The organism is Streptomyces fungicidicus (genome assembly GCF_003665435.1).
Taxonomy (GTDB): Bacteria; Actinomycetota; Actinomycetes; order Streptomycetales; family Streptomycetaceae; genus Streptomyces; species Streptomyces fungicidicus.
Window position 1 is genome coordinate 201,580 of the sequence record NZ_CP023407.1, and the last position, 22,408, is coordinate 223,987.

The window sequence follows — 22,408 nt, forward strand, 5'->3', positions numbered from 1 at the left end:
GGCCGGATGTCTCGTGTTCGGCATTCGCTGCGCGCACAACCATTGACTATGGACATCCCTGTACCTACGCTCTCGCTTGTCCATGGTTGTCCATACACAAAGGCGTGTGCCGATGAAGATCGCGGTTGTCGGAAGTTACGGAGCCGGCCTGACCATGCGGGTCCCCAAGGCGCCCGCAGCCGGTGAGACCGTCTCGGGCGGCCTCTTCGACTCGGGCGCCGGCGGGAAGGGCAGCAACCAGGCCGTCGGCGCCGCCCGGCTGGGCGCCGAGGTCGCGCTGCTCACCGCCGTCGGCGACGACGAGTTCGGCCGCTCCGCCCGCGAGCTGTGGCGGCGCGAAGGGGTGAGCGCCCAGCACGTGGTCACCGCCGGAGCGCCCACCATGGTGGGTTTCATCCTGGTCGAGCCGTCCGGGGAGAACCGCATCGCCATCGCCCCCGGCGCCCTGGACGACCTGGACGCCGCCGCCGTCGACGCCTTCCGTGCCGAGATCGCCTCCGCCGACATCCTCGTCGTCTCCATGGAGATCCCCGAGGAAGCCGTCGTCGCCGCCCTCCGTGCCGGACGCGAGAGCGGCACCCGCACCCTGCTCAACCCGGCCCCCGCCCGGCCGCTGCCCGACGCGTGCTGGCCCCTCATCGACGTGCTCACGCCCAACCAGACAGAGGCCCCCGTCCTCCTCGGCCTCGACGAGGGGCACGGGCTCGGCGACGAGGACCTGGCCCGCGCGCTGCAAGGGCGCACCGGCGGCACCGTCGTCATCACCCGCGGCGGCGAGGGCGCGCTGGTCGCCCAGGACACCGGCGTCATGGCGGTGCCCCCGCATCCGGCCCGGACGGTCGTGGACACCACGGGCGCCGGGGACTCCTTCACCGCCGCCCTGGCCGTCGCCCTGGCCGAGGGCCGGCCCGTCGACCGAGCCGTGGAGTTCGCCGCCACAGCGGGCGCGCACACCGTGTCGATCGCGGGCGTCATCCCCGCCCTGCCCACCCGAGCCCAGCTGAACGCCCTGATTGGAAGTGCCTCGTGACCTCGACCACCACCAAGCCGCCCTCCACCGCGGCACCGTCGTCCGACGCGAGCACCCGGCAGTCCCCGCTCGCGCTGCGCAGACTGCTGCACGCGCGGGAGGCCGGCGTCTTCGCCGCGCTCGTCCTGCTCTTCCTCCTGGGCACCGTGCTCTCGCCGACCTTCGCCCAGTCCGACAACCTCCTCTCGGTGGGCCAGCAGATCGCGCAGATCGGCATCATGGCCGTCGGGGCGACCTTCGTCATCCTCAACGGTGAGATCGACCTCTCGGTCGGCTCCACCTACGCGCTGTCCGCGATCTCCACCGGCATGCTCATATCGGACGGCTGGAGCTGGCCCGCGGCCATGTTCGTCGGCCTCGCGGTCGGCGTCCTCGCCGGACTCTTCAACGGCCTGGCCGTGGTGGTCCTCGGCGTCCCGTCCTTCATCGTCACCCTCGGCACGCTCAGCGTCTTCCGCGGCATCGCCCTGCTCATCTCCGACGGCGCCCCGATCTCACTGAGCTCCTCCCAGCCCGGCGTCGCGGAGTTCAACCTGCTCGGCCAGGGACGGCTGTTCGGCCTCGTGCCCATGCAGTTCGTCTTCTTCGCCGCCGTCGCCGCCATCGGCGTCGTCCTGCTGGCCCGCTCCCGCTTCGGCTTCAACACCTACGCGGTCGGCGGCAACCAGGAGGCCGCCCGGCTCGTCGGAGTCAACGTCAAGCGGGTCAAGCTGACCGCCTTCGTCCTCTCCGGCTTCACCGCGGGCCTCGCCGGCGTCCTCGGCCTGTCCTTCCTCTCCTACGTCCAGGGCGTGACCGGCCAGGGCCTGGAACTCACCGTCATCTCGGCCGTCATCATCGGCGGCGCCGCCCTCTTCGGCGGCTCCGGAACGATGTGGGGCACCGTCATCGGCGTCGCCTTCATCGGCCTCCTCCAGAACATCCTCAACATCAAGGGCATCTCGTCCTTCTGGCAGACCGTCGTCACCGGCCTCGTCATCGTCGCCGCCGTCGCGGCCGACACCTGGCAGCGCAAGCGCAAGACCCGCGCCTGACCCACGCCGTCCCGCACCCGTACACCCCCGCGGAAGCCCGCACCCCGGCACCACCGGCGGCTCGGACCGCACTGCCACCGCCGCCCCACCGGCCCTTCCTCCCCCCCGCCTCCTACAGACCCACGGAACCCCGACGAAGGAGCCCTCATGTCCCCGCGCACCCTCCTCAGAAGCCTCACCGCCGCCACCGCCGCCGCCGCGGCCCTCTGCCTCACCGCGTGCGGCGCCGTCACCTCCGCCGACAGCGGCTCCGGCGGCTCCGCCGACGGCTCCTTCACGCTCGCCCCGTACATCCAGCAGCGGATCGACGACGACAAGCCGATGCGCATCAAGCTCAGCTACCACGACCCGTCCCTCGCCTTCGCCACGCCGATCGGCGCCGGCATGAAGAAGGCCGGCAAGGAGCTGGGCGCCGACGTCTCCCTCATCGGCCCCACCGGCGGCGACGCCGCCAAGCAGGTCTCCGAGATCCAGACGCTCATCCAGCAGAAGGCCGTCGACGGTCTCGCCGTCTCCTCCGCCTCCAGCGACGCCCTCAAGCCCGTCATCAGCCAGGCCTACAAGGCGGGCATCCCCATCATCTCCTTCAACACCGACAACCCCGACTCCGAGCAGATGGGATTCGTCGGCCAGGACCTCAAGGGCTCCGGCAAGGCCCAGGCCGAACAACTCCGCAAGGACCTCAAGGGCGACGTCAACGGCAAGTCCGTCGTGGTCTTCTCCGTCGACACCGGCGCCGGCTGGTCGCACGACCGCTTCAACGGCTTCAAGGAGGGCCTTGACGGCAGCGGCCTGAAGATCGTCGGCCCGGTCAACGTCGGCAACGAGCCCAACAGCGCCTACAACACCGTCGAGTCCACCATGTCCGGCCAGTCCAACGTCGTCGCCGTCGCCGGCCTCGACTGCTGCTCCACCACGGCCGCCGCCAAGTGGGTGGCCCAGTCCGGCAAGGCCGACGACATCACCATGGGCGGCTTCGACCTGCTCACCCAGACCGCCGAGTACATCGAGCGCGGCGTCCTGGACTTCAGCATCAGCCAGAACCCGACCGAGCAGGGCTACCAGGCCGTCAAGGTGCTGCACGACTTCCTCACCGACGGCACCGAGATCAAGGGCGTGGACACCGGCGCCCAGTTCGTCACCCCCGACAACCTCGCCGACGCGACCGTGGAGGACTGATGACCCCCGCACCCCACGACGCCTCCCCGGGCGGCCCGCACCGCACCACGCACCCGGCCGCCGACGGGCCGGCCGTCCAGATCCGGGGCCTCACCCGCAACTTCGGACCGGTCCGCGCCCTGCACGACGTCTCCTTCGACGTCCCCGCCGGCGACATCACGGCCCTCCTCGGGGAGAACGGCGCCGGCAAGTCGACCCTGCTCAAGATCCTGGCCGGCCTGCAGCCGCCCAGCGAGGGCACCGTCACCGTCTTCGGCGAGGAGGTCACCTCCTTCGAACCGGCCACCATGCTCAGCCGGCACGGCGTGGCCATCGTCCCCCAGGAACTGTCGCTGCTGCCCGACCGCACCATCGCCGAGAACATCCTCAGCGGCGTCGAACCCGGCAACCGCTGGTTCCCCTCCCAGCGCCGCATGCGGGAGCGCACCACCGAACTCCTCGCCGAACTCGACCTCCGCCTGGACCCGGGCGCCTCCGTGCGCACCCTGGACCTGGCCACCCAGCAGCTCGTCGTGGTGGCCCGCTCCCTCGCCAGGGGCTGCCGCGTCCTGATCCTCGACGAACCCACCGCGATGCTCACCCCAGCCGAGGCCGACCGCCTGTTCGCCCTCATGGACAAGCTCAAGGCCGCCGGGACGACCATGCTCTACGTCTCCCACCGCATGCCGGAGGTCTTCCGCCTCGCCGACCACATCCAGGTCCTGCGGGACGGCGGCCACGTCGCCTCCTGGCGCAGCCAGGACACCACCCCCGACCAGGCCGTCGCCGCCATGGTCGGCCGCGAACTGGGCCAGCTCACCCGCCGCGCCACAGCCGCCGCCACACCCGCCGCCGAACCGGCCCTCACGGTCCGCGCTCTGAGCGGCAAGCGCCACCAGGACGTCTCCTTCAGCCTGCGCCCCGGAGAGATCCTCGGCATCGCCGGACTCCCCGACTCCGGCCGCGTCGAACTCCTCCACAACCTCTTCGGCTCGGATCCCGGCACCGGCGGCACCGTGGAACTGCTCGGCCGGCCCTACCCACGGCGCAACCCGATCGCCAGCGTCGAACGCCGACTGGCGTTCGTCCCCGGCGAGCGACGCGCCCAGGGCCTGCTGACCACGATGAGCGTCGGCGAGAACGTCGGCGCCCTCACCACCAAGGCATTCAGCCGGCTCGGCTTGATCCGCCGCCGCGCCTTCGACGCGGCCGCCACCGACCAGGCCAAGCGGATGCGGGTCAAGACCGCCACCATGACCCAGCCCATCACCAGCCTGTCCGGCGGCAACCAGCAGAAAGCCGTCCTCGGCCGCTGGCTCGCCATCGACCCGGGCGTGCTCATCCTCGACGAGCCCACCCGTGGCGTGGACATCGGCGCCAAGGCCGAGATCTACGCCCAGCTCACCGCGCTCGCCGACAAGGGCCTGGCCATCCTCTGCTCCTCCTCCGACCTGCCCGAACTCCTCACCCTGACCGACCGCATCGCGGTGATGAGCGAAGGCCGCCTCGTCGCCGTCGTCGACTCCGCCGACGCCACCGAGGAATCCGTGATGACCCTCGCCACCGGAGCGGCACCGGCCGCGGCCTGACCCCGCCCGCCCCGCAGACCCGCTACTCCCCCGCTTCCAAGGCCCCACCCGAAAGGAACCCGACATGAAGCGCTCCGGCATCCTCAACGCCGAACTCAGCGCCACTCTCGCCACCCTCGGCCACACCGACCTCCTCCTCGTCGTCGACGCGGGCTTCCCCGTGCCGCGCGACGCGCACCGCATCGACCTGGCGCTCGCCGAGAACCTGCCCGACCTGCGCACCGTCCTCGCCCTGATCGCCGACGAACTGGTCGTCGAAGGCGTGGTCCGCGCCGACGACGTCCCGAGCCACAATCCCCGCCTCGACTCCTGGCTGCACGAGCGCTTCACCGGCGCCGAGTTCACCACCCGCCCGCACGCCGAGGTCCTCGGCGACCTCGCCCGCGAGGCCAAGGCCGTGGTGCGCACCGGAGCCTTCGAGCCCTGGGGCAACATCGGCCTCTACTGCGGCGTCGACGCGCCCCGCTGGTTCGGCGGCGAAGGCGTCGTCGTCCCGGAGCAGTACGCCTCCAAGGTCTGAGCCGCACCGGCCCGCACGCGCGCGCCGACACCATCGTCAACTCGCGGCGGCAGCCAAGGAAGAAGAACCGGCGGCCGATCCGCCGGACTCCTGCCGCCCCCACCCAAGGGAGATCACCCCGTGTCCGAAATCACCGTCATCCCCGCCGAACTCGACCTCACCCCGGCCGAGTTGGCGCCCTTCATCCAGCACACCAAGATCGACCCGGACGCGACACGCAACGAGATGATCGCCCACGCCCAGGAGGCCGTCACCCACGGCTTCAACGCGGCGATGGTCCCCGCTTCCTGGCTGCCGGTCGTCGTCGCCGAGCTGAAGGGCACCGGCGTCGAGGTGGCCTCCGCCCTGGACTTCCCGACCGTCGGCGTCATGACCAGCGCCGGGAAGGCCGCCGAGGCCGCCGAGATCGCCCGCCTCGGCGCCGACCAGCTCGACATCGGCGTGCAGGTCGGCTGGCTCAAGAGCGGCCGCTACGACGACTTCCGCGAGGACATCGCCGGCGTCGTGCGCGCCTGCGGCCTGCCCGTCAAGGTCATGCTGGAACTGCCTCTGCTGACCGACGCCGAAAAGGAGGCCGCGGTCGAACTCGCCATGGAGGCGGGCGCGTCCTTCCTGAAGAACGCCAGCAGCGGCCAGATCGAGACTGCGAATCCCGCCAGCGTTCGTTACCTTGTTGACCGGGCACGGGAAGGAGTCCGGGTGAAGGCATCCGGCTCGATCAAGAGCTACAGCCAGGGCCTGGAGCTCCTGCGGGCGGGCGCCTGCCTGCTCGGGACCAGCGCCGGCCTGGCGATCATCACCGACACCGGAGACTCCTCCACCGCCAGCTACTGACCACCCGCCACCGCCGTGGCCCCGGCCGCCCACCGCGGCCGGGGCCACGGCACCCGCACCGGGGGCGGCATTCCGCCCCCGGTGAGAGCAGAAAGAGGAGATGCGACCACGGTGACGGCCGACAACGGCGGGCTCCCCGGCATCAAACGGGACGTCCCCACGGCGATCCACGTCCAGATCTCGGAGCACATCCGGCTGCGGATCGCCAGCGGCGAATGGCCGCCGCACTACCGCCTCAAGAGCGAACCGGAGCTGGCCCAGGAGTTCGGCGTCAGCCGCGGCACCCTGCGCAGAGCGCTGACCACGCTCATCGAGGAGGGCCTGCTGCGCCAGGTCCGCGGCCGGGGCACCTTCGTGACCTCGACGACGATCGAGCCCGCCATCGCGCAGAAGCTGAGCACCCTGTCCGAGGACTTCGCCGACCAGGGCGTGGTGACCACGACGACGGTGCGCGAGTGTGCGCTGATCGCGCCGCCCAAGCCGGTCGCCGCCCTGCTGGACGTGGCCCCGGGCACCCCCGTACTGCGCCTGGTACGAGTCCGGCGCACCGAACAAGGGCCGGTCGCCCTGCTCTTCAACTTCGTGCGCACCGACCTCGCGCCCGGTATCGAGAACATCGACTTCACCTCAGCCAGCCTCTTCGGCGTCCTCGAAGGCACCTACGGGCTGAAGATCGCCACCGCCCGCCGTACCTTCGGCGCCGAGGCCGCCGGTCCCGACGTCGCCTCCTCCCTCGACCTCGCCGAGGGCGACCCGGTCCAGTACCTCCAGCAAGTCACCTACCTCGCCGACGACCGTCCCGTCGAGTACTCCGACGTCTGGATCCACAGCGGCCGCCTCCGAGTCACCTCCCTCCTGCTGCGCCGCTGACCGCACACCCCGAGGGTGGCCGGGTTCCACGCGGCTGTGCCGGGGCGACCGGGACTCCTTTCGAAGGGATCAGTCAAGGAGTGCGGTCGCCTCGACCTCGACGAGGACATCCGGCTCGAAGAGGTACTCGACGCCGATGAGGGAGGCCGGAGGCATGGGAAGCCGGAGGCCGATCTCCTCGGCGACGGCCTCGACGCCGGCCATGAAGTCGCCGATCTTCTCCGGGCTCCACCGGGTCACGTAGAAGGTCAGGCGCAGCACGTCCGCGAACGACGCGCCCGCACCCTCGAGTCCGACGGCGGTGTTGCGCAGCGCCTGGGCGACCTGCCCGGCCAGATCACCGGGCGCGACCGGGGTCCCGTCGGCCTGGCGCGCGACCTGGCCGCTGACGTGGACATGCGTCCTGCCGGTGCCCACGGCGACGTGGTGGTACGGAACCGGCTGCAGCATGCCTTCCGGGGTGAAGTGCTGAACAGACATGGGTGTCTCTCCTCCGATTAGGTATCTGTAGGCTACTTAGTAGAAGAAGGACACTTCAACGAGACCAGGTTTCGCCATGGATACCGCCGACGAACTCCGCATCGATGCCCCCCACCGCGAACTGCTCGACCAGATCCTCGACAAGTGGTCACTCAGCGTCCTCAACGAACTCTGCGAACGTCCGTGCCGCTTCAACGAGCTGCGCCGCGCCATCCCCCAGGTCACGCAGAAATCGCTGACCTCGACGCTCCGGCGGCTCGAACGCAACGGCGTGATCGCGCGCGAGGTCGTCTCCACCCGCCCCGTGGCGGTCAGGTACCGGATCACCCCTCTCGGAAAGACCCTGCGGCACCCCATCGATGTGCTGCTGGCGTGGGCCACGCAGAACATGCCCGCCGTCGAGCGCGCACGCGAAGTTTTCGACGGGCAGGAAGAAGAGAACGCCGGTGTCAGTTCCGGTGTTCTGTGACGCCCCGTAACGGCCGTGTGCCAGGCAAGGGCTTGATCCCGTCGGGCTCGTCCTCGAAGTACGCGGCGCTCTCCGTGTCCGCGGGGTAGTACGACTCGATCGCGACCTCGTCCAGTGTGATGTCCAAGGGTGTGCCGAACGTGGTGATGGTCGAGAACAGCCGCACCTCTCGTCCGTCGAGACGAAGGACCATCGGGATCACCACATCGGATGCGACGGATCGGCGCGACGCGGTCTCGGAGTCGGGCTCCAGCAGTTCCTCGTAGAGCGCGGCGAGTTCGGCGTCGGGAGCGATGTCGAGCTGACGCGTGATGCGGGAGCGGAACACCGCACGCACGTCGGCCAGGTTGACGACCAGAGAAGCGAACCCGCGCGGGTCCAGTCCCAGCCGCACCAAGTTGACCGGTGGCCGCAGCAGTTCGGGGTCGACGTCCGCGAAGAACGGTTCGACCGCGCGATTGGTCATCACGATGTTCCACCGGCGGCCGAAGGCCAACGCCGGGTACGGTTCATGCGCGCGGAGCACCCTTTCGACCGCGTCCCGGGCCGCCGACAGCGCGTGGTCGTCGAGTGGCCGCTCGGCGTACCGGGGTGCGAAACCGGCCGCGAGCAACAGCCGGTTGCGCTCGCGCAACGGCACATCGAGCTGGTCCGCGAGCCGGAGGACCATATCGGCGCTCGGACGGGACTTGCCCGTCTCGACCAGACTGACGTGACGAGCCGAGACATCGGCCGCGATCGCGAGATCGAGTTGGCTGAGTCGTCGGCGATGCCGCCACTGCCGCAAGAGCTCCCCGACGGTATGCATGGTCATCGACAGTACTCATCGTGGAGCCGCGCGCCATGACATCGGACTTCATCGACAACCGCTGCGCCCGCGGAAACACTGCGTCCATGACGACAGACCACAAGAGCATCGTTGGACGAGCACTGGCGGAACTGATCGAGACGGGCAGCGTCGACGCGCTCGAACCGCTGCTGAGCGATGACTTCGTCCATCACAGGCCGGACTCGACCTCCTCGACCAAGACGGAATGGCTCGCCGCCGTGCACGCAGCACTCACGCCGCTCGCCGACATGCGGGTGGAGATCCACCACCTGCTGGCCGAGGGCGACCACGTCGTCATGCACTCACGGCGAGAGCTCCCCGAGCCCGGTCCCACGATCGCCGTCGTGGACATCTGGCGGATCGACGACGGACTGATCGCCGAAGCCTGGGAGATCATCGAGCCGGTGGCCCACGCAGCCGCCAACCTGTCGTGGTGGAAGCCCGACGAGCGCTGACCGGTGTTGCGCTGCCTGCCCGGCCTCCACGGCGAAGCCGGGCGGGCCTCAGGGTCCGGCCCAGGGTTCCGTCGCTCCGGGACCGCTGCCGGCCCGTCGCCATCGAGCGACCACAGTTCGCCCGACACGATCCACTCCCCCGTCGCATTGACGATCAACCATCGGACAGGCACAGAACGGGCCGGTCTCGATCACTCCCCCGTGTCCAAGTCCCTGCGCCGTATGCAGGAGGCCGGACTGCTCACCCGGGAGCCGGCCTCCCGCGACCGGCGGGTGGCTGCCACCACCTGCGCGCGCCTCATCGAGAAGTCGGTCAGGGACCACGGCCGACAGCCACCTGGCGAGTAAGCGGGCACGGAGAGCCGGCTGACGTGTCGGAACCACCCTCACCACCGGCGCCGGCCGGGTATTCAGGTCACCGGGCCTCGCGACCAGTTACTGGAGGGGTGCGCTGCCGTGGACGTTCTCCCTGCGGCCCGAACATGATCAGGTATTCGACCGGTCCGTCGGATCCGGCGTTCGCGACTGCGTGGGGTGTACGGGTGTCGAATTCGACGACGTCCCCGGCGGTCAGGACGAGGTCCTGACCGCCGAGTGCGAGCCACAGCCGCCCGTACAGGACGCACAGCCACTCGTATCCCTCGTGGGACACCTGCCGGGGGCGCCCAGGCGGCTGGGCGACTGCGGGCAGGACGTGCTTGTGGGCGTGCAGGCCGCCGACGTAGCGGGTCAGCGGCAGCACCGCCTTGTCGTCGCCGAAGCTGTACGGCGCCGTGCTGCGGGGCTCGGCCGCAGGGTCGGGTGCGGTGCCGGCCAGCTCGTCCAGGCCGACTCCGTATTCCTTCGCCAACTGCAGCACCACCTCCAGGGTGGGCTTGCGCCGGCCGGTCTCGATCCGCGAGAGAGTGCTGGGCGAGATACCGGTCGCGCGGCAGACGTCGGAGAGTGTGACGCCGCGGCGCTCCCGCACGGCCCGCAGCCGGGGCCCCATCGCCGCCAGCGTCCGGGCCACGTCGTCTTCTGCCACGTTCCTGTTCCTTCCCGCCGTGCCGCTTCATCGCCCTGGCCTGCAAGCTTGCCAGGATGGCAACGCTTCTCGCACCCGGTGGCCGCCGCGCCGCATGATCAATGGGTATCCGCCGCCCATCCGCGACCTGGGAGAACTCCCCATGCAATCCGCGCCGACCACCGCACTTGGCCACCGCACCATCGAGGCACCTGCCGGGCGCCTGCACCTGGCCGTGCAGGGCACCGGCCCGCTGGTCCTGCTCGTGCACGGTTTCCCCGAGTCCTGGTACTCCTGGCGCCGCCAGCTCCCGGCCCTCGCCGCGGCGGGGTACAGGGCAGTGGCGATCGACGTACGCGGCTACGGCCGCTCCTCCAAGCCCGCCGCGACCGACGCCTACCGCATGCTCGACCTGGTGGAGGACAACGTCGCCGTCGTGCGCGCCCTCGGCGAGGAGAGCGCGGTGATCGTCGGCCACGACTGGGGCTCCAACATCGCCGCCGCCTCCGCCCTGCTCCACCCCGGAGTCTTCCGCGCGGTCGGCTTGCTGAGCGTCCCGTACGCGCCGCCCGGCGGCCCCCGCCCCACCGACGTCTTCGGCAGGATCGGCGGCCCCGAGCAGGAGTTCTACGTCTCCTACTTCCAGCAGCCCGGCCGCGCCGAGGCGGAGATCGAGCCCGACGTCCGGGGCTGGCTCGCCGGGTTCTACGCGGCGCTGTCCGGCGACACCATGCCCGCCGAGGGCGAGCCCGACCCGCATTTCGTCGCCCGAGGCGGTCGGCTGCGCGACCGCTTCCCCGCCGGCCCGCTCCCGGCCTGGCTGAGCGAGGAGGACCTCGACGTCTACGCCGGGGAGTTCGAACGCACCGGCCTGACCGGCGCCCTGAACCGGTACCGCAACATGGACCGCGACTGGGAGGACCTCGCCCCTCACCGCGGAGCCCCGATCACACAGCCCGCCCTGTTCGTCGGCGGCGCACTGGACGCCTCCACCGCCTGGATGGCCGACGCCATCGACGCCTACCCCACCACCCTCCCCGCCCTGTCCGCCTCCCACCTCCTGGACGGCTGCGGCCACTGGATCCAGCAGGAACGCCCCACCGAGGTCAACAGCCTGCTGACCGACTGGCTCGCCACGATCCAGGACTGAACCACACGGCCTGCCCGGCAGCTTGACGGCACGCCTCGATCGGCCGCGCCAAGGCAGCACTCGCCCGCAACTACACCGACAGTCGACCGAGCCTTGCCCTGAGGGCCCCCGGGGTCGCGGTCCAACAGGCTCAGTGCTATCTCAATCAGGCCATAGGCGCAGGCCTGGACGAGGACGGAGACTTCAGCCAGTCACACAATCCGCAACAAGGGACTTCCAGCGATGTGCCGGCATCGTCGTCCACGGTCGCATCGGAGCCCACACCTGGTCGTTCCTTTCCTTCTGGGCCAACGCACCAGATGCCCCCTTCTGTTGACGGGCAACCTCTCCGGCGACATCCTCAGCGACCTCGCCGCCGCGGTCGCCGGGTCCATCGGCATCGCCCCGGCCACCCGCGGGCCGCCAAGGATGTCACCGACGCGATCGCCGCAGTACTCGCCAAGACCGACACCCGCACCCGCGACCTCGGCGGCACCTCAACCAAGAGAGGTCCCCGATCCGCGGCCCGTGCCGGACGTGACCGGAGGTGATTCCGCAGGGCGGAGCAACTCACCGGTGGTGTCGTGGAGCGGGCTCACGGCGCTCAGGCCTCCTATCGTCATTCCATGAGGCATGGTCGGGGCCAACGGGAGAGCAGCGATCGGCAGCACCGATCGTCGCGTTGCTATCTGTCGGTGGTGTGGTATCTGTGGGCCGTCGCTTTCCTCAACTTCCTCGCCGCGGTATGGGTCTCTTTCGGCAACGACATCCGGCGCCACAACGACGACGAGTTTTTCACGCCTTACCTGCTGACGGCGGGCTTCTTCTCCGGCGCCGTCTCGCTTTTCCTGGCTGTCACCATGCGGCGTCGCAAGCGTGCGGCGTGGATCCTCAATCTGGTGCTCGCCGGTCTGATTCTGGCTCTGAGTGCCCTGGCGATGGGACTGCCGGTCTACCGGCAGCATGCTCAGAACTGGTTCTCGGTGTTCCTCACCGCGCTATTCGCAGCCACCCTGCTCTGTGGGCGGCGCGAGTTCTACGCGAAGGGCGACCAGTCCAATCCGAAGCTGGCGGCTTCGGTCGCGGTGGGGGGATTCCTGACGTGTTCGCTGCTTGCCGCCGCACTCGTCACGGTGACCAACACGGATCCGGACGCCGGGCGCTCCAAATTCCTGGAGCGTTGGCACTACGGAGTGCTCCGCATGGTCTCCCTCGCCTACGAGGACGTTCGCTTCGGGGCCATCACCACCCCCAACTGGGCCAATGTGCTGATCAACCTCATGAGCACGGTGCTGGTCCTGCTGGTCCTGTACGCGGCGTTCCGCTCCCGGCGGGTTGTCGACGCCATGACCGGAGAAGATCTGCGAGGCCTGCGCGCGCTGCTGGAGCGGCACGGGGAACGCGACTCCCTGGGGTATTTCGCGCTGCGGCGCGACAAGAGCGTCGTCTGGTCCCCGTCGCGCAAGTCCGCCCTGACCTACCGAGTGGTGAGCGGGGTGTCACTGGCGTCCGGTGACCCGATCGGCGATCCGGAGGCCTGGCCGGGGGTGATCGACCGCTGGCTCGCCCAGGCCCGCGAGCACGGGTGGACCCCGGCCGTGATCGGTGCGAGCGAGGAAGGCGGCACCGTCTACGCCCGGCACGGTCTGAACGCCCTCGAACTGGGCGACGAGGCCATCGTCGACCTCGGTGAGTTCACCCTCGAAGGCCGAGCCATGCGCGGTGTGCGCCAGGCTTACCACCGTATCGAACGAGCGGGCTACACCGTTCGGGTCCGCCGGCACGCGGACATCCCGCCGCGGGAGATGGCCGAGCTGATCCGGCTCGCGGACGACTGGCGCGACGGTGAGACGGAACGTGGCTTCTCCATGGCGCTGGGCCGCCTCGGCGACCCGCAGGACGGCCGCTGCGTCATGGTGCTGTGCCATGACGAAGAACGTCCGCGCGGCCTGCTCAGCTTCGTGCCCTGGGGCGATCAAGGGCTTTCCCTGGATCTGATGCGCCGCGACCGCGACTCCGAGAACGGCCTCTTCGAATTCATGGTGCTGAAACTGATCCAGGGCGCCGACGAGTTCGGAATCCGTCAGATCTCCCTGAATTTCGCGATGTTCCGCTCCGTCTTCGAGCGCGGCTCCCGGCTCGGCGCGGGCCCGGTGCTGCGACTGTGGCGCTCGTTGCTCAGCTTCTTCTCCCGCTGGTGGCAGATCGAGTCGCTGTACCGCGCCAACGCCAAGTACCGGCCCATCTGGGAACCGCGCTATCTGCTCTTCGAGAAGAGCGCCGACCTGCTGCGCATCACCGTGGCGAGCGCCCGCGCCGAGGGTTTCCTCGAGGCGCCGGGACTGCCGAAATGGCTCAACCGGCAGCATGTGAGAAATGCGGACCCTGGGCATTGACACCTTCTCTCCTCAAGGGGGGATCTCCCCGCCTTCCGCGGTGGTCGGGCCTCCGTGTGAGTGTCTGCCGGTGGTGCCTGCCCCGCCCTGAAGCAAACGCCCGTTCTGATAGCGGCATGACCCTCGACCGGCCGATGTACCGCGTCAAGCGACACCTCCTCGGCAAACCGCTCACCACGGAACGTGTCAGCGAGGAGAAACTGAGCAACCGGACCGCGCTCGGTGTGCTTGCGTCCGACTGCATCAGCTCTTCGGCGTACGGCTCCGAGGAGATGCTCCGTGTCCTCGTGCCGGTCGTCGGAACAGCCGCCTTCACCATGGTCATGCCGGTGACCGGCGCGATCCTGCTGGTGCTGCTGCTTCTGACGCTCTGCTACAGCGATGTCGTGACCATCTACACCCGGGCCGGGGGCTCCTACGTGGTCGCCCGGGAAAATTTCGGGCCGGATGTCGCACAGGTCGCCGCCGTGGCTCTGCTCGTCGACTACATCGTCACCGTCGCCGTCCAGGTCTCCGCCGGCACCAACGCCCTGATCTCGCTCGCTCACCTGGCCGGCAACGGCTGGACGGGCCTGGACCATCTGCAGTTGCCGGTCTCGGTGGCGGTCATCGTTCTGCTCGCTTACGGGAATCTGCGCGGAGTCCGCGAGGCGGGCCGGATGTTCGCGTTGCCCGCCTATCTCTTCATGGCCGCCATCGGTCTCGTCCTCTTCATGGCGGCCGTACGCGCGGCGACGGGCGGGCTGCCGCGGGCGGATCTCAACGCCCCCGGTGTCGTGCCGCTGGGCACTCCCGGCCACGGGTGGCTCTACGGAGCCTCGCTCTTCATCGTGTTGCGTTCCTTCGCCAACGGAGGGTCCTCCCTCACCGGGCTCGAAGCGATCTCGAACGGCATCTCCGCCTTCCGTGAACCGCAGGGCCGCAACGCCCGCCGCACGCTGATCGCCATGAGCTGTGTGCTCGCTGTCCTGGTCCTGGGTGTCTCCACCCTGGCGCACTACACCCACGCCGTCCCGTACATCGACGGCACACCGACCGTCATCGCACAGGAGGCACGGCTCGCTTTCGGGAGCGGCACGGTGGGGACCGCCGGGCTGGTCTTCGTGCAGCTGTCGACCGCCCTGGTCCTCTACACCGGCGCGAACACCCCCTTCACCGGCTTCCCATTCCTGGCCAGCTTCGTCGCGCAGGACCGGTTCCTGCCGCGGCTGCTGACCCGGCGCGGGCACCGGCTGGCGTTCTCCAACGGCATCATCGCGCTCGCTGTTCTCTCGCTGGCCCTGCTGCTCGTGACAGGTGCCAGCGTGGACAAGCTGGTGGCTCTGTACGCGATCGGCGTGTTCACCGCCTTCGCCATGGCCGGGTCCGGTCTCACCGCCTACCACCTGCGCCGACGCGAGCCGCTGCGCCGGGTGAAGATCACGGTCAACATGCTTGCGGCGATCATCTCCGCGGCAGTCGTGCTGATCTTCGCCGTCACCAAGTTCACCGAGGGCGCCTGGCTGGTCGTCGTGGTATTCCCTCTGGGCGTGTGGGCGCTGATCAGGATCAACCGCGAATACCGGCACGAGGCCGCCGCTCTGCAGCGGCTTCCCACGGGCGCGGACCGGCCGCGTGCACGCCGTCACCAAGTGTTCGTCCTGGTCGAGACGCTTGACCTGGCCACACTGAAGGCACTGCGGTACGCGCACGAGCTGCGGCCCGACAGGGTCCAAGCGGTGCACCTGGCGGTCGACGAAGCGCACGCACGGCGACTGTCCGCCGTCTGGGAGTCGACCTCCGCGACCTCGGTCGAGCTGGAACTGGTGGCCTGCCCGGACCGTCGGCTGCGGCACGCTATGAGGGAGCTGGCCCTCCGCACCACACAGGACGGGGAAACCTCGCTGACGGTACTCGTGCCACGGCGGATGTACACCAACGTACTCGGCAAGCTCCTCCACCGGGGCACCGGCGAGACGATGGCAAGGGCTCTGGGGCAGCTGCCGCACGTCGCGGTGACGATCCTGCCGTTCGACGCATCACGCGCCGTGCGGCTGCTGGAATCGGGCCATGTGCCCGAGCTGGACTGAGGGCTCCTTCCTGGTGTGTGGCGGGGCGGGCGGTGGGTTGCGATGTCCTGCGGGTCAGCGTCGGCCGCGGGGCGCGGGAGCGCCGGGCCGTGGGGCGGCCGCGGGGAGGGCGTTCGCGTCGGCCCGCCGCGCCGTCAGCGACTCGCGCGCAGCCTGACGGGTGTGCCTGCGGCGCCAGTAGGGGTTGTCGTGGGACAGACCGCCGGAGACTCTGCCGTACATCCCGAAGGTCGCGATGAGCAGGCCCATGACGTAACTGAACATGACGTTCGTCATGGAGAAGTCGAGGATGTTGGCGGGCCGGTCGAGGATGAAGGTGTGCGCGAAGCCGCTCAGGAGGAACAGGATCCCCACCACCATGTTCACCGTGGAGGCGAGGTTGCCGCCGATGCCTGCGGCGACGAGCAGCAGAAGTCCGAACACCAGGGAGATCAGGCTGAGCAGGCCGTTGGTCGACATGCCCGCGATACGCGTGCCGTCGGTGTCGAAGGGGCTGAGCCTGTCGGCGAAGCCGAGGGCTCCGAAGACGAGCAGGACCACGCCGCAGCCACCGGCACCGTAGCGGTACACGGTGGCCAGGCGGTGGTCGACGGGAAGTTCTTCACGCAGTCTCATCGCGGATCCTGCCTTCTGGGGGGAGTGGGTACTGGCCCCGGCTGCGGGCTGTGGCGTCGTCGACGTACTTGTCCGCTGTTTCGGATCGGCGATGTCGTTCGGTTGCAGTTTGCGTCGATACCCCCCTCATTCGGACCCGCGTCAGTCGGCCGCTTCGCCTCGGCGGCGAGCCCGCGCCCGTTCGCCCGTTCGCTGCGCCTTGCCGATGAGCCGTTCCCGGCCCCAGGACATCAGGAGGGCCAGCGGGGTGGCGAGCAGACCGATCAGCAGGGCGGGGCCCCAGTCCATGCCTTCCCTCCGGTAGCGCATGAACAAGACGACGACGGCGTAGGTCAACACGACGATCAGGGCGTTCTTCAGGGGCTTCGGCAGTGTCATGAGCCCGCGCGTGCCCCTCTTCCCCGGGGGCATGGCGGAATCCTTCACCTCACTTCCCGGGACTCACGCCGTCCCGGGGCGCGGCGGCCCACGCGTCCGCTGGACGGACGACGCTATCCAGGCTCCTGTCTCCCCCGCGGGCCGTCGGGCGCCTGGGCCCAGGCCAGCAGTTCAGGGGCGTCCAGCGCCGGTATCCAGAGGTCGGCGCCGGTGGCGCCGTCACCCGGCGGCTGGGGGCCGACGCCCAGGACCCGCAGGCCGGCCCGGCGGGCGGCTTCCACGCCGGTCAGGGAGTCCTCCACCGCGAGCGCCCGGTGGGGCGGGACACCGCAGAGCCGGGCCGCCACGGCGTAGACGTCCGGGTGCGGCTTGGGGCGTACGCGGTCCCCGGGGTCGGGGACGACGATGTACCGGAAGTGTGCGCTCAGTCCGGCCCGCTCCAGGCTGCCCTCGACCACCACCCTCGGGCAGTTGCTGGCCACCGCCAGCGGCAGCCGGCCGGAGAGCAGCCGTACGAGCCGCGCCGCACCCGGCATCGTCACCGGTTCCTCGGTGACGAGTGCCAGGAAGTGGTCGAGAAGCGCGGCTGTCAGGTCCTCGATCAGTTCGGGCTTGTGCACGGACTGCGCCATGAGCCGGCCGCAGTCCTCGTAGTGCAGGCCCAGGGCCTGCTCCGCGAACCCGGGCGGTGGTTGAAGTCCGTGCTCCCGGAAGGCCAGGCTGCGGGCCTCCTGCCAGTGGCGTTCGCTGTCCATCAGGGTGCCGTCGCAGTCGAAGACGACGGCCTCGGGCGACCAGTTGAGCAAGTGGTCGTCTGTGGCGGACACAGGGCCTCCTTCGCCTCTGCGCGCACACGCACGCACGCATGCGGCATTTCCGGCTATCCGCTGGAAACGGAAAGATAGTGACCGCTACGTTATTTCCGTCCAGGCAAATCGGGCAATAACCCTTTTCGGTGACTCGGCCGGCGCCGGAAACGACCTTCGGCCGTCTGACGTCAGCGGCGGTGACGTCGCTGTGTGCGGTCAACCCAGCCCCCTTGCACATGCGTTGAGGCGAGGGCGCGGGCTCGGCGTCACTCCGAACACATGGCGTCCGTTACCATTCGCGCGCGTTCCCATTCGAAAGAAATCCGTAATTACCGCACGGAAGTGGCCGTTCGGGCTCCAGGCGTACGCGGGCGCACTAAATTCGTGACCGGCGTAAAAACAGAGCGAGGGCGGACGGGACGTTGCAGGAACGGGCAAAGGCAACCCGTAGGTCACTGCTGGAAGCGGCTGCCCAGCTGTTCGCCGAACAGGGGTACTCGGCCACCAGCGTCAACGACATAAGCGCCAGGTCCGGCCGGACCAGCGGTGCCGTCTACTTCCACTACACCTGCAAGGAAGGGATCGCCGTAGCCGTCGTCGAGGACCGGTTCGCCACTTGGTCCCAGCTCACCACCCCGTACGAGGACGAGACGGTCCCCCCGCTCGAACGGCTAGTCGCCCTCAGCTACGACATCGCCCATGCCCTGACCCAGGACACCGTGACACGCGCCGGCGCCCGCCTGTGGGCCGAACGCACCACCATCAAGGCCACCCTTCCCGACCCCTTCGCACTGTGGACCGCCGCCGCCACGCGACTGCTAGCGCAGGCCAGGCTGGCAGGACACCTGAACGAGCACATCCGCCCCGCCCGCACGGCCCGTGCCCTGGTGCGGGCGTTCTTCGGCCTGTGCATCCTCACCGAGGCGCTCGACGGTACGACCGTCCTCGACGACCGCCTGACCGACTGGTGGCACCTGACCCTGCCCTCCCTCCGTCGCGAAGCTGCCCGCGAGAACCTTCCGGCAAGCCGGTGACGCACCCGGCGGTGATAGCCCGCCAGGCAGGTCGCCGACCGCAGCGGCGATCTTCTCCGTGCCGCCGCGGGTGTTGTCCTACCGTCCGGTAACCGCAGGCATTTCCTCAGTGCGCCCTCCCGGTCATCCGCAGACACCTTCAAACGCTAGGGTGACGGGCACCTGACAGTTTCCCGTCTTCGAAAAGCCAGGCTGCCCGCGCAGACATCTCTTCATGTGCTTGCGCCGGGTTTTCGACGGTTTCCGTCCAGCGTCAGACTATGACGTCGCCCTCATTGGGAGTGGCGACGCGGAGAGAAGAAGGTACGTGAGTTCCATGTACAGCGCTCGCCCGCGAACCGGCGTCGCGCATCTCGCACCAGCGCCGCATCGTGGTGACGTACGTGTCGAAGGCCGCCGCACGATTTCCACGGCAGGGTACGCGACTGTCGTCCCCGCCTCCGCGCTCGGCCGGACGTATCCGGCTCGAACCCCGTGGGGCCCCTGTGGCCCGACGCCGGGTGCTGCCCGAAGACGGCTTCGGCACGCGGAAGCAGCGCGCTGCCTTCACTCCTGTGCCGCTGCGGCAACGGATCATGCCTGGCTTCGACGATGACGGGCAGGTTCGACTTCATGCGTCTTCCCTCGCTCCACGACAGACCGCCCGAACCGGCGGAGGGAGGGAGCTGGGCGGCCACAGCCCGCCCGGCTTCCCCTGCGGTACCTGGTCACATCGCGGTCTCCCGACCCCCCGTCAGCGCCGAGGACGTCGCGCTGGTGCGGGCCAGCCTCGAGGTCGTCGGCCCTTATGTCGCCGAGCTGGCCGGGCACTTCTACAGCATCCTCTTCGCGCGTTACCCCCAGGTCAGGGATTTGTTTCCGGCGGATCTCGACGTCCAGCGCGAACGTCTGGTGCGTGGCCTGCTGCGCATCGTGGAACTGGTCGACGACCCCGACAACCTCGTGGCGTTCTGCTCCCGTCTGGGACGCGGCCACCGCAAGTTCGGCACGCAGAGCGCCCACTACCCGGCCGTCGGCGAATGCCTGCTGCAGGCCCTCGCCCAGTACGCGGGCCCCGCGTGGAGCCCTGCGCTGGAAGCGGCATGGCAGCGCGCCTACTCCGCTGCCGCGGACGTGATGGCCCGGGCCGCCGAGGAGGACGCCCGTGAGCGCCCGGCCGTGTGGGACGCTCACATCGTCGAGCACGTGCACCGCGGAAACGGCATCGCGGAGATAACCGTCCAGCCCCAGCAGCCGTATCCCTTCGTGGCGGGCCAGTACGTGACCGTCGAAACGCCCTGGGCACCGAGACACTGGCGTCAGTACTCCCCCGCGCACGCCCCACGGCCCAGTTCCGAACTGACCTTCCACGTGCGTGCCGTACCGGGCGGAAAGGTCAGCAACGCGCTCGTCCACCACGCCCGTCTGGGAGACCCCCTCAGGCTCGGTCCGCCGGAAGGCGACATGGTCCTGCGCCCGAACCGGCAACGTGATCTGCTGTTCGTGGCCGGCGGCACCGGCCTCGCTCCGATTCGCGCCCTGATCGAGGAGGTGGCCCGGGACGGTGTCGGCAACGTGCAGGAAGTCAGCTTGTTCATCGGCGCCAGAACGGCGGACGAACTGTACGGGCTCAATGACATGCTGCGCATGTCCCAGCGCTACCACTGGCTCCGCGTCCGCGCGGCGGTGTCCCACGAACGCATCGCAGGACTGGAAGGCACGCTTCCCGAGGTACTCGCGGAGTTCGGCCCCTGGTACCGGCACGAGGCATACCTGTGCGGCCCACCGCAAATGCTGGGCGACGCCGTACAGGCCCTGCGTCGCCATGGCGTCCCACCCCAGCACATCCATTACGACCCCTGGGACACCCCCGTGCTGACCGCCCCCCTGGGGCCGCCCCCGTCCGACGAGGAGACCGACGAGCTGTGAACGATCCCGAGACGACCGGCTCCTTCGGGGAACGAATGCTGCAGCAGCAGTTCGGCACCGCCGACCGTGCGGCCGAATTCTACGACCGTCAGGTGCACGACTACCTGACGCCCGCCATGAGGGAGTTCATAGCACGGCAGAACATGGTGTTCCTGTCCACCGCCGATTCCCGGGGCGCCTGCGACGCCAGCTTCCGCGCCGGGCCACCGGGCTTCTGCGTGTCTCCTGACGACCGCTCCCTGACCTACCCGGAGTACCGGGGCAACGGTGTTCTGGCCAGCGCGGGCAACATGACGGAGAATCCCCACCTCGGCATGCTGTTCATGGACTTCACCCATGACCACATAGGGCTGCACGTGAACGGCACGGTCCGGCTGTACACGGACCACGAACTCCGCGCGTGGTATCCGCATCTGCCGACCGAGACCGCACCCGGTCGCCAACCTCATCTGTGGGTGCACGTGACCGTCGACGAGGCGTACGTCCACTGCTCCAAGCACATACCCCACCTCGAGCCGGCCCCGCGCCCTCGCTTGCCCACGGACCGCAACCGGCCCAAGGACAGCGCGTACTTCCCCGAGCCGTCCCCCGTGCACCAGGGAGTCGCCGAAGCCGGAACCGACCACACGTCGTGGCGGGACCGCCTTCGGATCCGCCGCTGAACCCGAGGCTCGGCGGACGACGTCGTTCGGGGGCGTCCAGCGCCGGTAACCACAGGTCGGCCCGGGAGGCGCGGCAGGGCGCACGCGCCCCCGGGTCGGGGACGCCGATGATCGTCACCCCCGCCGGGAGCGGTGACATCGCTTCCCCGAAACACCGAGGCATCTGTCAAATATTAGACATTTAACTACCTGTAAAGTAGTGCGAGGTTTGTCCTGGACGAGTTGCCGCTGATCGGTCTTCCACCTTCGCAACACGCGCACGGCGATGGAAGATCGGCCGTTCTCACTCCCGGTGCCCTCACCTCGCGATATGCTGTCCAATATTTATCAAGCTGTCGGGCAGACCTGGGAGAGTGCGACAAACGTGGAACCACACACGAGACGCGCCGCCCGCGGGGCTACGGCGAAGCTCATCGGCCAGAAGGTGCTGCGCCCTCGCGAACAAGTGGAGGAGAAGATCCGCGCAGCGATCCTGTCGGGCGAGTTGCGCAGCGGTGAAAGACTGCCTTCCGAGGCGGAACTGGCCCGGCAGTTCGACGTCAGCCGCACCACGGTGCGCGAGGCTCTGCGGTCGCTGGTCAGCCAGAAGCTGATCGACAAGACGCCCGGTGTCGGCGGTGGCAGTTTCGTGCGCAGTGTCGACCACCAGTCCCTGGGCAATCTTCTGCAGGAGTCGCTGCACAACCTTCTGCAACTGGGCAACCTGCGAGTGGAGGAGGTGGCCATGCTGCGCCAGTACCTCGAGGTGCCGGCCGCACGGCTTGCCGCCCAGCACCGCTCGGACGAGGACCTGGCAGGGTTGCAGGACATCGTCGAACGGCAGAAGACCATCTCGGTCGACGACCCGGACGTGCCCGATCTCGATGCCCGGTTCCATGCCGCGATCGCGAAGGCGTCGGGCAATCGGCTCCTCGCATCATTCGTCCACGCGCTGCACCGCGAGACCGAGCCGGTGCACTACCTGGACCTGTCCCCCGAGGTCGGCCGCACGACCGTGCGCCAGCATCAGAAGATCGTCAAGGCGATCGCCGCGTCCGACCCGGACTCGGCCGAGCAAGCCGTCAACGAGCACCTCGTCTACCTGCGTGAACACGTACTGAGCCTGTGATCGCCTGACGCCGACCGCTCCCGCCT

22 protein-coding genes and 2 pseudogenes are annotated in these 22,408 nt (G+C 69.3%); 18 read left to right on the plus strand and 6 right to left on the minus strand.

The features are described 5' to 3' along the window. Positions 1-112 precede the first annotated feature (112 nt). The 7 genes from CNQ36_RS00710 to CNQ36_RS00740 all read left to right on the plus strand — a co-directional run bounded on the left by CNQ36_RS00710 (position 113) and on the right by CNQ36_RS00740 (position 7,035). A complete protein-coding gene (locus CNQ36_RS00710; RefSeq protein ID WP_121544489.1) occupies positions 113-1,030 on the plus strand; it encodes a ribokinase in 918 nt (305 codons plus the stop codon). Beyond that, positions 1,027-2,064, plus strand: coding sequence for an ABC transporter permease (locus CNQ36_RS00715; RefSeq protein ID WP_121544490.1), 1,038 nt, complete (start codon positions 1,027-1,029; stop codon positions 2,062-2,064). The genes CNQ36_RS00710 and CNQ36_RS00715 overlap by 4 nt, the downstream gene beginning before the upstream one ends. 147 nt (positions 2,065-2,211) lie before the next feature. Continuing rightward, the gene (locus tag CNQ36_RS00720; RefSeq protein ID WP_004936653.1) at positions 2,212-3,243 is read left to right on the plus strand and encodes a sugar ABC transporter substrate-binding protein; all 1,032 of its coding nucleotides are present in this window, start codon (positions 2,212-2,214) and stop codon (positions 3,241-3,243) included. Then, positions 3,243-4,811, plus strand: coding sequence for a sugar ABC transporter ATP-binding protein (locus tag CNQ36_RS00725; protein ID WP_121544491.1), 1,569 nt, complete (start codon positions 3,243-3,245; stop codon positions 4,809-4,811). Before CNQ36_RS00720 ends, CNQ36_RS00725 begins: the two co-directional genes overlap by 1 nt. 64 nt (positions 4,812-4,875) lie before the next feature. Further along, on the plus strand, positions 4,876-5,331 hold the full coding sequence (gene rbsD, locus CNQ36_RS00730; protein ID WP_121544492.1) for a D-ribose pyranase: 456 nt from the start codon (positions 4,876-4,878) through the stop codon (positions 5,329-5,331). A gap of 120 nt (positions 5,332-5,451) precedes the next feature. Then, on the plus strand, positions 5,452-6,165 hold the full coding sequence (gene deoC, locus CNQ36_RS00735) for a deoxyribose-phosphate aldolase (RefSeq protein WP_121544493.1): 714 nt from the start codon (positions 5,452-5,454) through the stop codon (positions 6,163-6,165). 111 nt (positions 6,166-6,276) lie between these two features. Beyond that, on the plus strand, positions 6,277-7,035 hold the full coding sequence (locus CNQ36_RS00740; protein WP_121544494.1) for a GntR family transcriptional regulator: 759 nt from the start codon (positions 6,277-6,279) through the stop codon (positions 7,033-7,035). A gap of 69 nt (positions 7,036-7,104) precedes the next feature. Here the strand turns inward: CNQ36_RS00740 and CNQ36_RS00745 are convergent, their stop codons facing one another. After that, the gene (locus CNQ36_RS00745) at positions 7,105-7,515 is read right to left on the minus strand and encodes a RidA family protein (RefSeq protein WP_004936639.1); all 411 of its coding nucleotides are present in this window, start codon (positions 7,513-7,515) and stop codon (positions 7,105-7,107) included. A gap of 76 nt (positions 7,516-7,591) precedes the next feature. Between CNQ36_RS00745 and CNQ36_RS00750 the strand changes: the two genes are divergently transcribed. After that, complete coding sequence (locus CNQ36_RS00750; protein WP_121544495.1) at positions 7,592-7,984, plus strand: winged helix-turn-helix transcriptional regulator; 393 nt, start codon at positions 7,592-7,594, stop codon at positions 7,982-7,984. Here CNQ36_RS00750 and CNQ36_RS00755 read toward each other — a convergent pair. Next, positions 7,965-8,792: a helix-turn-helix domain-containing protein gene (locus CNQ36_RS00755; RefSeq protein ID WP_121548308.1), complete on the minus strand. Its 828-nt coding sequence runs from the start codon at positions 8,790-8,792 to the stop codon at positions 7,965-7,967. The genes CNQ36_RS00750 and CNQ36_RS00755 overlap by 20 nt on opposite strands. An 86-nt stretch (positions 8,793-8,878) precedes the next feature. Here CNQ36_RS00755 and CNQ36_RS00760 point away from each other — a divergent pair, with 86 nt between their 5' ends. Both CNQ36_RS00760 and CNQ36_RS00765 read left to right on the plus strand, forming a co-directional pair. Beyond that, positions 8,879-9,268, plus strand: coding sequence for a nuclear transport factor 2 family protein (locus tag CNQ36_RS00760; RefSeq protein ID WP_121548309.1), 390 nt, complete (start codon positions 8,879-8,881; stop codon positions 9,266-9,268). Positions 9,269-9,442: 174 nt separating this feature from the next. Further along, positions 9,443-9,616 (plus strand): annotated as a pseudogene (locus tag CNQ36_RS00765) (MarR family transcriptional regulator); the annotation flags it as partial. A 67-nt stretch (positions 9,617-9,683) separates the two neighbouring features. Here CNQ36_RS00765 and CNQ36_RS00770 read toward each other — a convergent pair. Then, entirely contained in the window at positions 9,684-10,295 is a 612-nt protein-coding gene (locus tag CNQ36_RS00770) for a helix-turn-helix domain-containing protein (protein WP_121544496.1), read from the minus strand. A 142-nt stretch (positions 10,296-10,437) separates the two neighbouring features. Here CNQ36_RS00770 and CNQ36_RS00775 point away from each other — a divergent pair, with 142 nt between their 5' ends. The 4 genes and pseudogenes from CNQ36_RS00775 to CNQ36_RS00790 all read left to right on the plus strand — a co-directional run bounded on the left by CNQ36_RS00775 (position 10,438) and on the right by CNQ36_RS00790 (position 15,868). Beyond that, a complete protein-coding gene (locus CNQ36_RS00775) occupies positions 10,438-11,424 on the plus strand; it encodes an alpha/beta fold hydrolase (protein ID WP_121544497.1) in 987 nt (328 codons plus the stop codon). Positions 11,425-11,688: 264 nt separating this feature from the next. Next, a pseudogene (locus CNQ36_RS35780) lies at positions 11,689-11,954 on the plus strand (isocitrate/isopropylmalate family dehydrogenase); the annotation flags it as partial. Positions 11,955-12,029: 75 nt separating this feature from the next. Beyond that, entirely contained in the window at positions 12,030-13,799 is a 1,770-nt protein-coding gene (locus CNQ36_RS00785; RefSeq protein ID WP_121544498.1) for a phosphatidylglycerol lysyltransferase domain-containing protein, read from the plus strand. 116 nt (positions 13,800-13,915) lie between these two features. Further along, complete coding sequence (locus CNQ36_RS00790) at positions 13,916-15,868, plus strand: APC family permease (protein WP_163013169.1); 1,953 nt, start codon at positions 13,916-13,918, stop codon at positions 15,866-15,868. A 54-nt stretch (positions 15,869-15,922) separates the two neighbouring features. Here the strand turns inward: CNQ36_RS00790 and CNQ36_RS00795 are convergent, their stop codons facing one another. The 3 genes from CNQ36_RS00795 to CNQ36_RS00805 all read right to left on the minus strand — a co-directional run bounded on the left by CNQ36_RS00795 (position 15,923) and on the right by CNQ36_RS00805 (position 17,688). Next, a complete protein-coding gene (locus tag CNQ36_RS00795) occupies positions 15,923-16,483 on the minus strand; it encodes a DUF4383 domain-containing protein (RefSeq protein WP_121544499.1) in 561 nt (186 codons plus the stop codon). Positions 16,484-16,624: 141 nt separating this feature from the next. Then, a complete protein-coding gene (locus CNQ36_RS00800) occupies positions 16,625-16,861 on the minus strand; it encodes a hypothetical protein (RefSeq protein WP_121548311.1) in 237 nt (78 codons plus the stop codon). 113 nt (positions 16,862-16,974) lie between these two features. Continuing rightward, entirely contained in the window at positions 16,975-17,688 is a 714-nt protein-coding gene (locus tag CNQ36_RS00805) for an HAD family hydrolase (RefSeq protein WP_121544500.1), read from the minus strand. Between the two features lie 404 nt (positions 17,689-18,092). Between CNQ36_RS00805 and CNQ36_RS00810 the strand changes: the two genes are divergently transcribed. The 4 genes from CNQ36_RS00810 to CNQ36_RS00825 all read left to right on the plus strand — a co-directional run bounded on the left by CNQ36_RS00810 (position 18,093) and on the right by CNQ36_RS00825 (position 22,382). Next, entirely contained in the window at positions 18,093-18,704 is a 612-nt protein-coding gene (locus CNQ36_RS00810) for a ScbR family autoregulator-binding transcription factor (RefSeq protein ID WP_121544501.1), read from the plus strand. A gap of 591 nt (positions 18,705-19,295) precedes the next feature. Beyond that, positions 19,296-20,612, plus strand: a complete 1,317-nt coding sequence (locus CNQ36_RS00815; RefSeq protein WP_121544502.1) for a globin domain-containing protein — start codon at positions 19,296-19,298, stop codon at positions 20,610-20,612. Beyond that, entirely contained in the window at positions 20,609-21,274 is a 666-nt protein-coding gene (locus tag CNQ36_RS00820) for a pyridoxamine 5'-phosphate oxidase family protein (protein WP_121544503.1), read from the plus strand. Before CNQ36_RS00815 ends, CNQ36_RS00820 begins: the two co-directional genes overlap by 4 nt. 310 nt (positions 21,275-21,584) lie before the next feature. After that, positions 21,585-22,382 carry a FadR/GntR family transcriptional regulator gene (locus tag CNQ36_RS00825; RefSeq protein ID WP_228312882.1) on the plus strand — a complete coding sequence of 266 codons (798 nt, stop codon included), beginning with the start codon at positions 21,585-21,587 and terminating at the stop codon, positions 22,380-22,382. Positions 22,383-22,408: the final 26 nt, after the last annotated feature.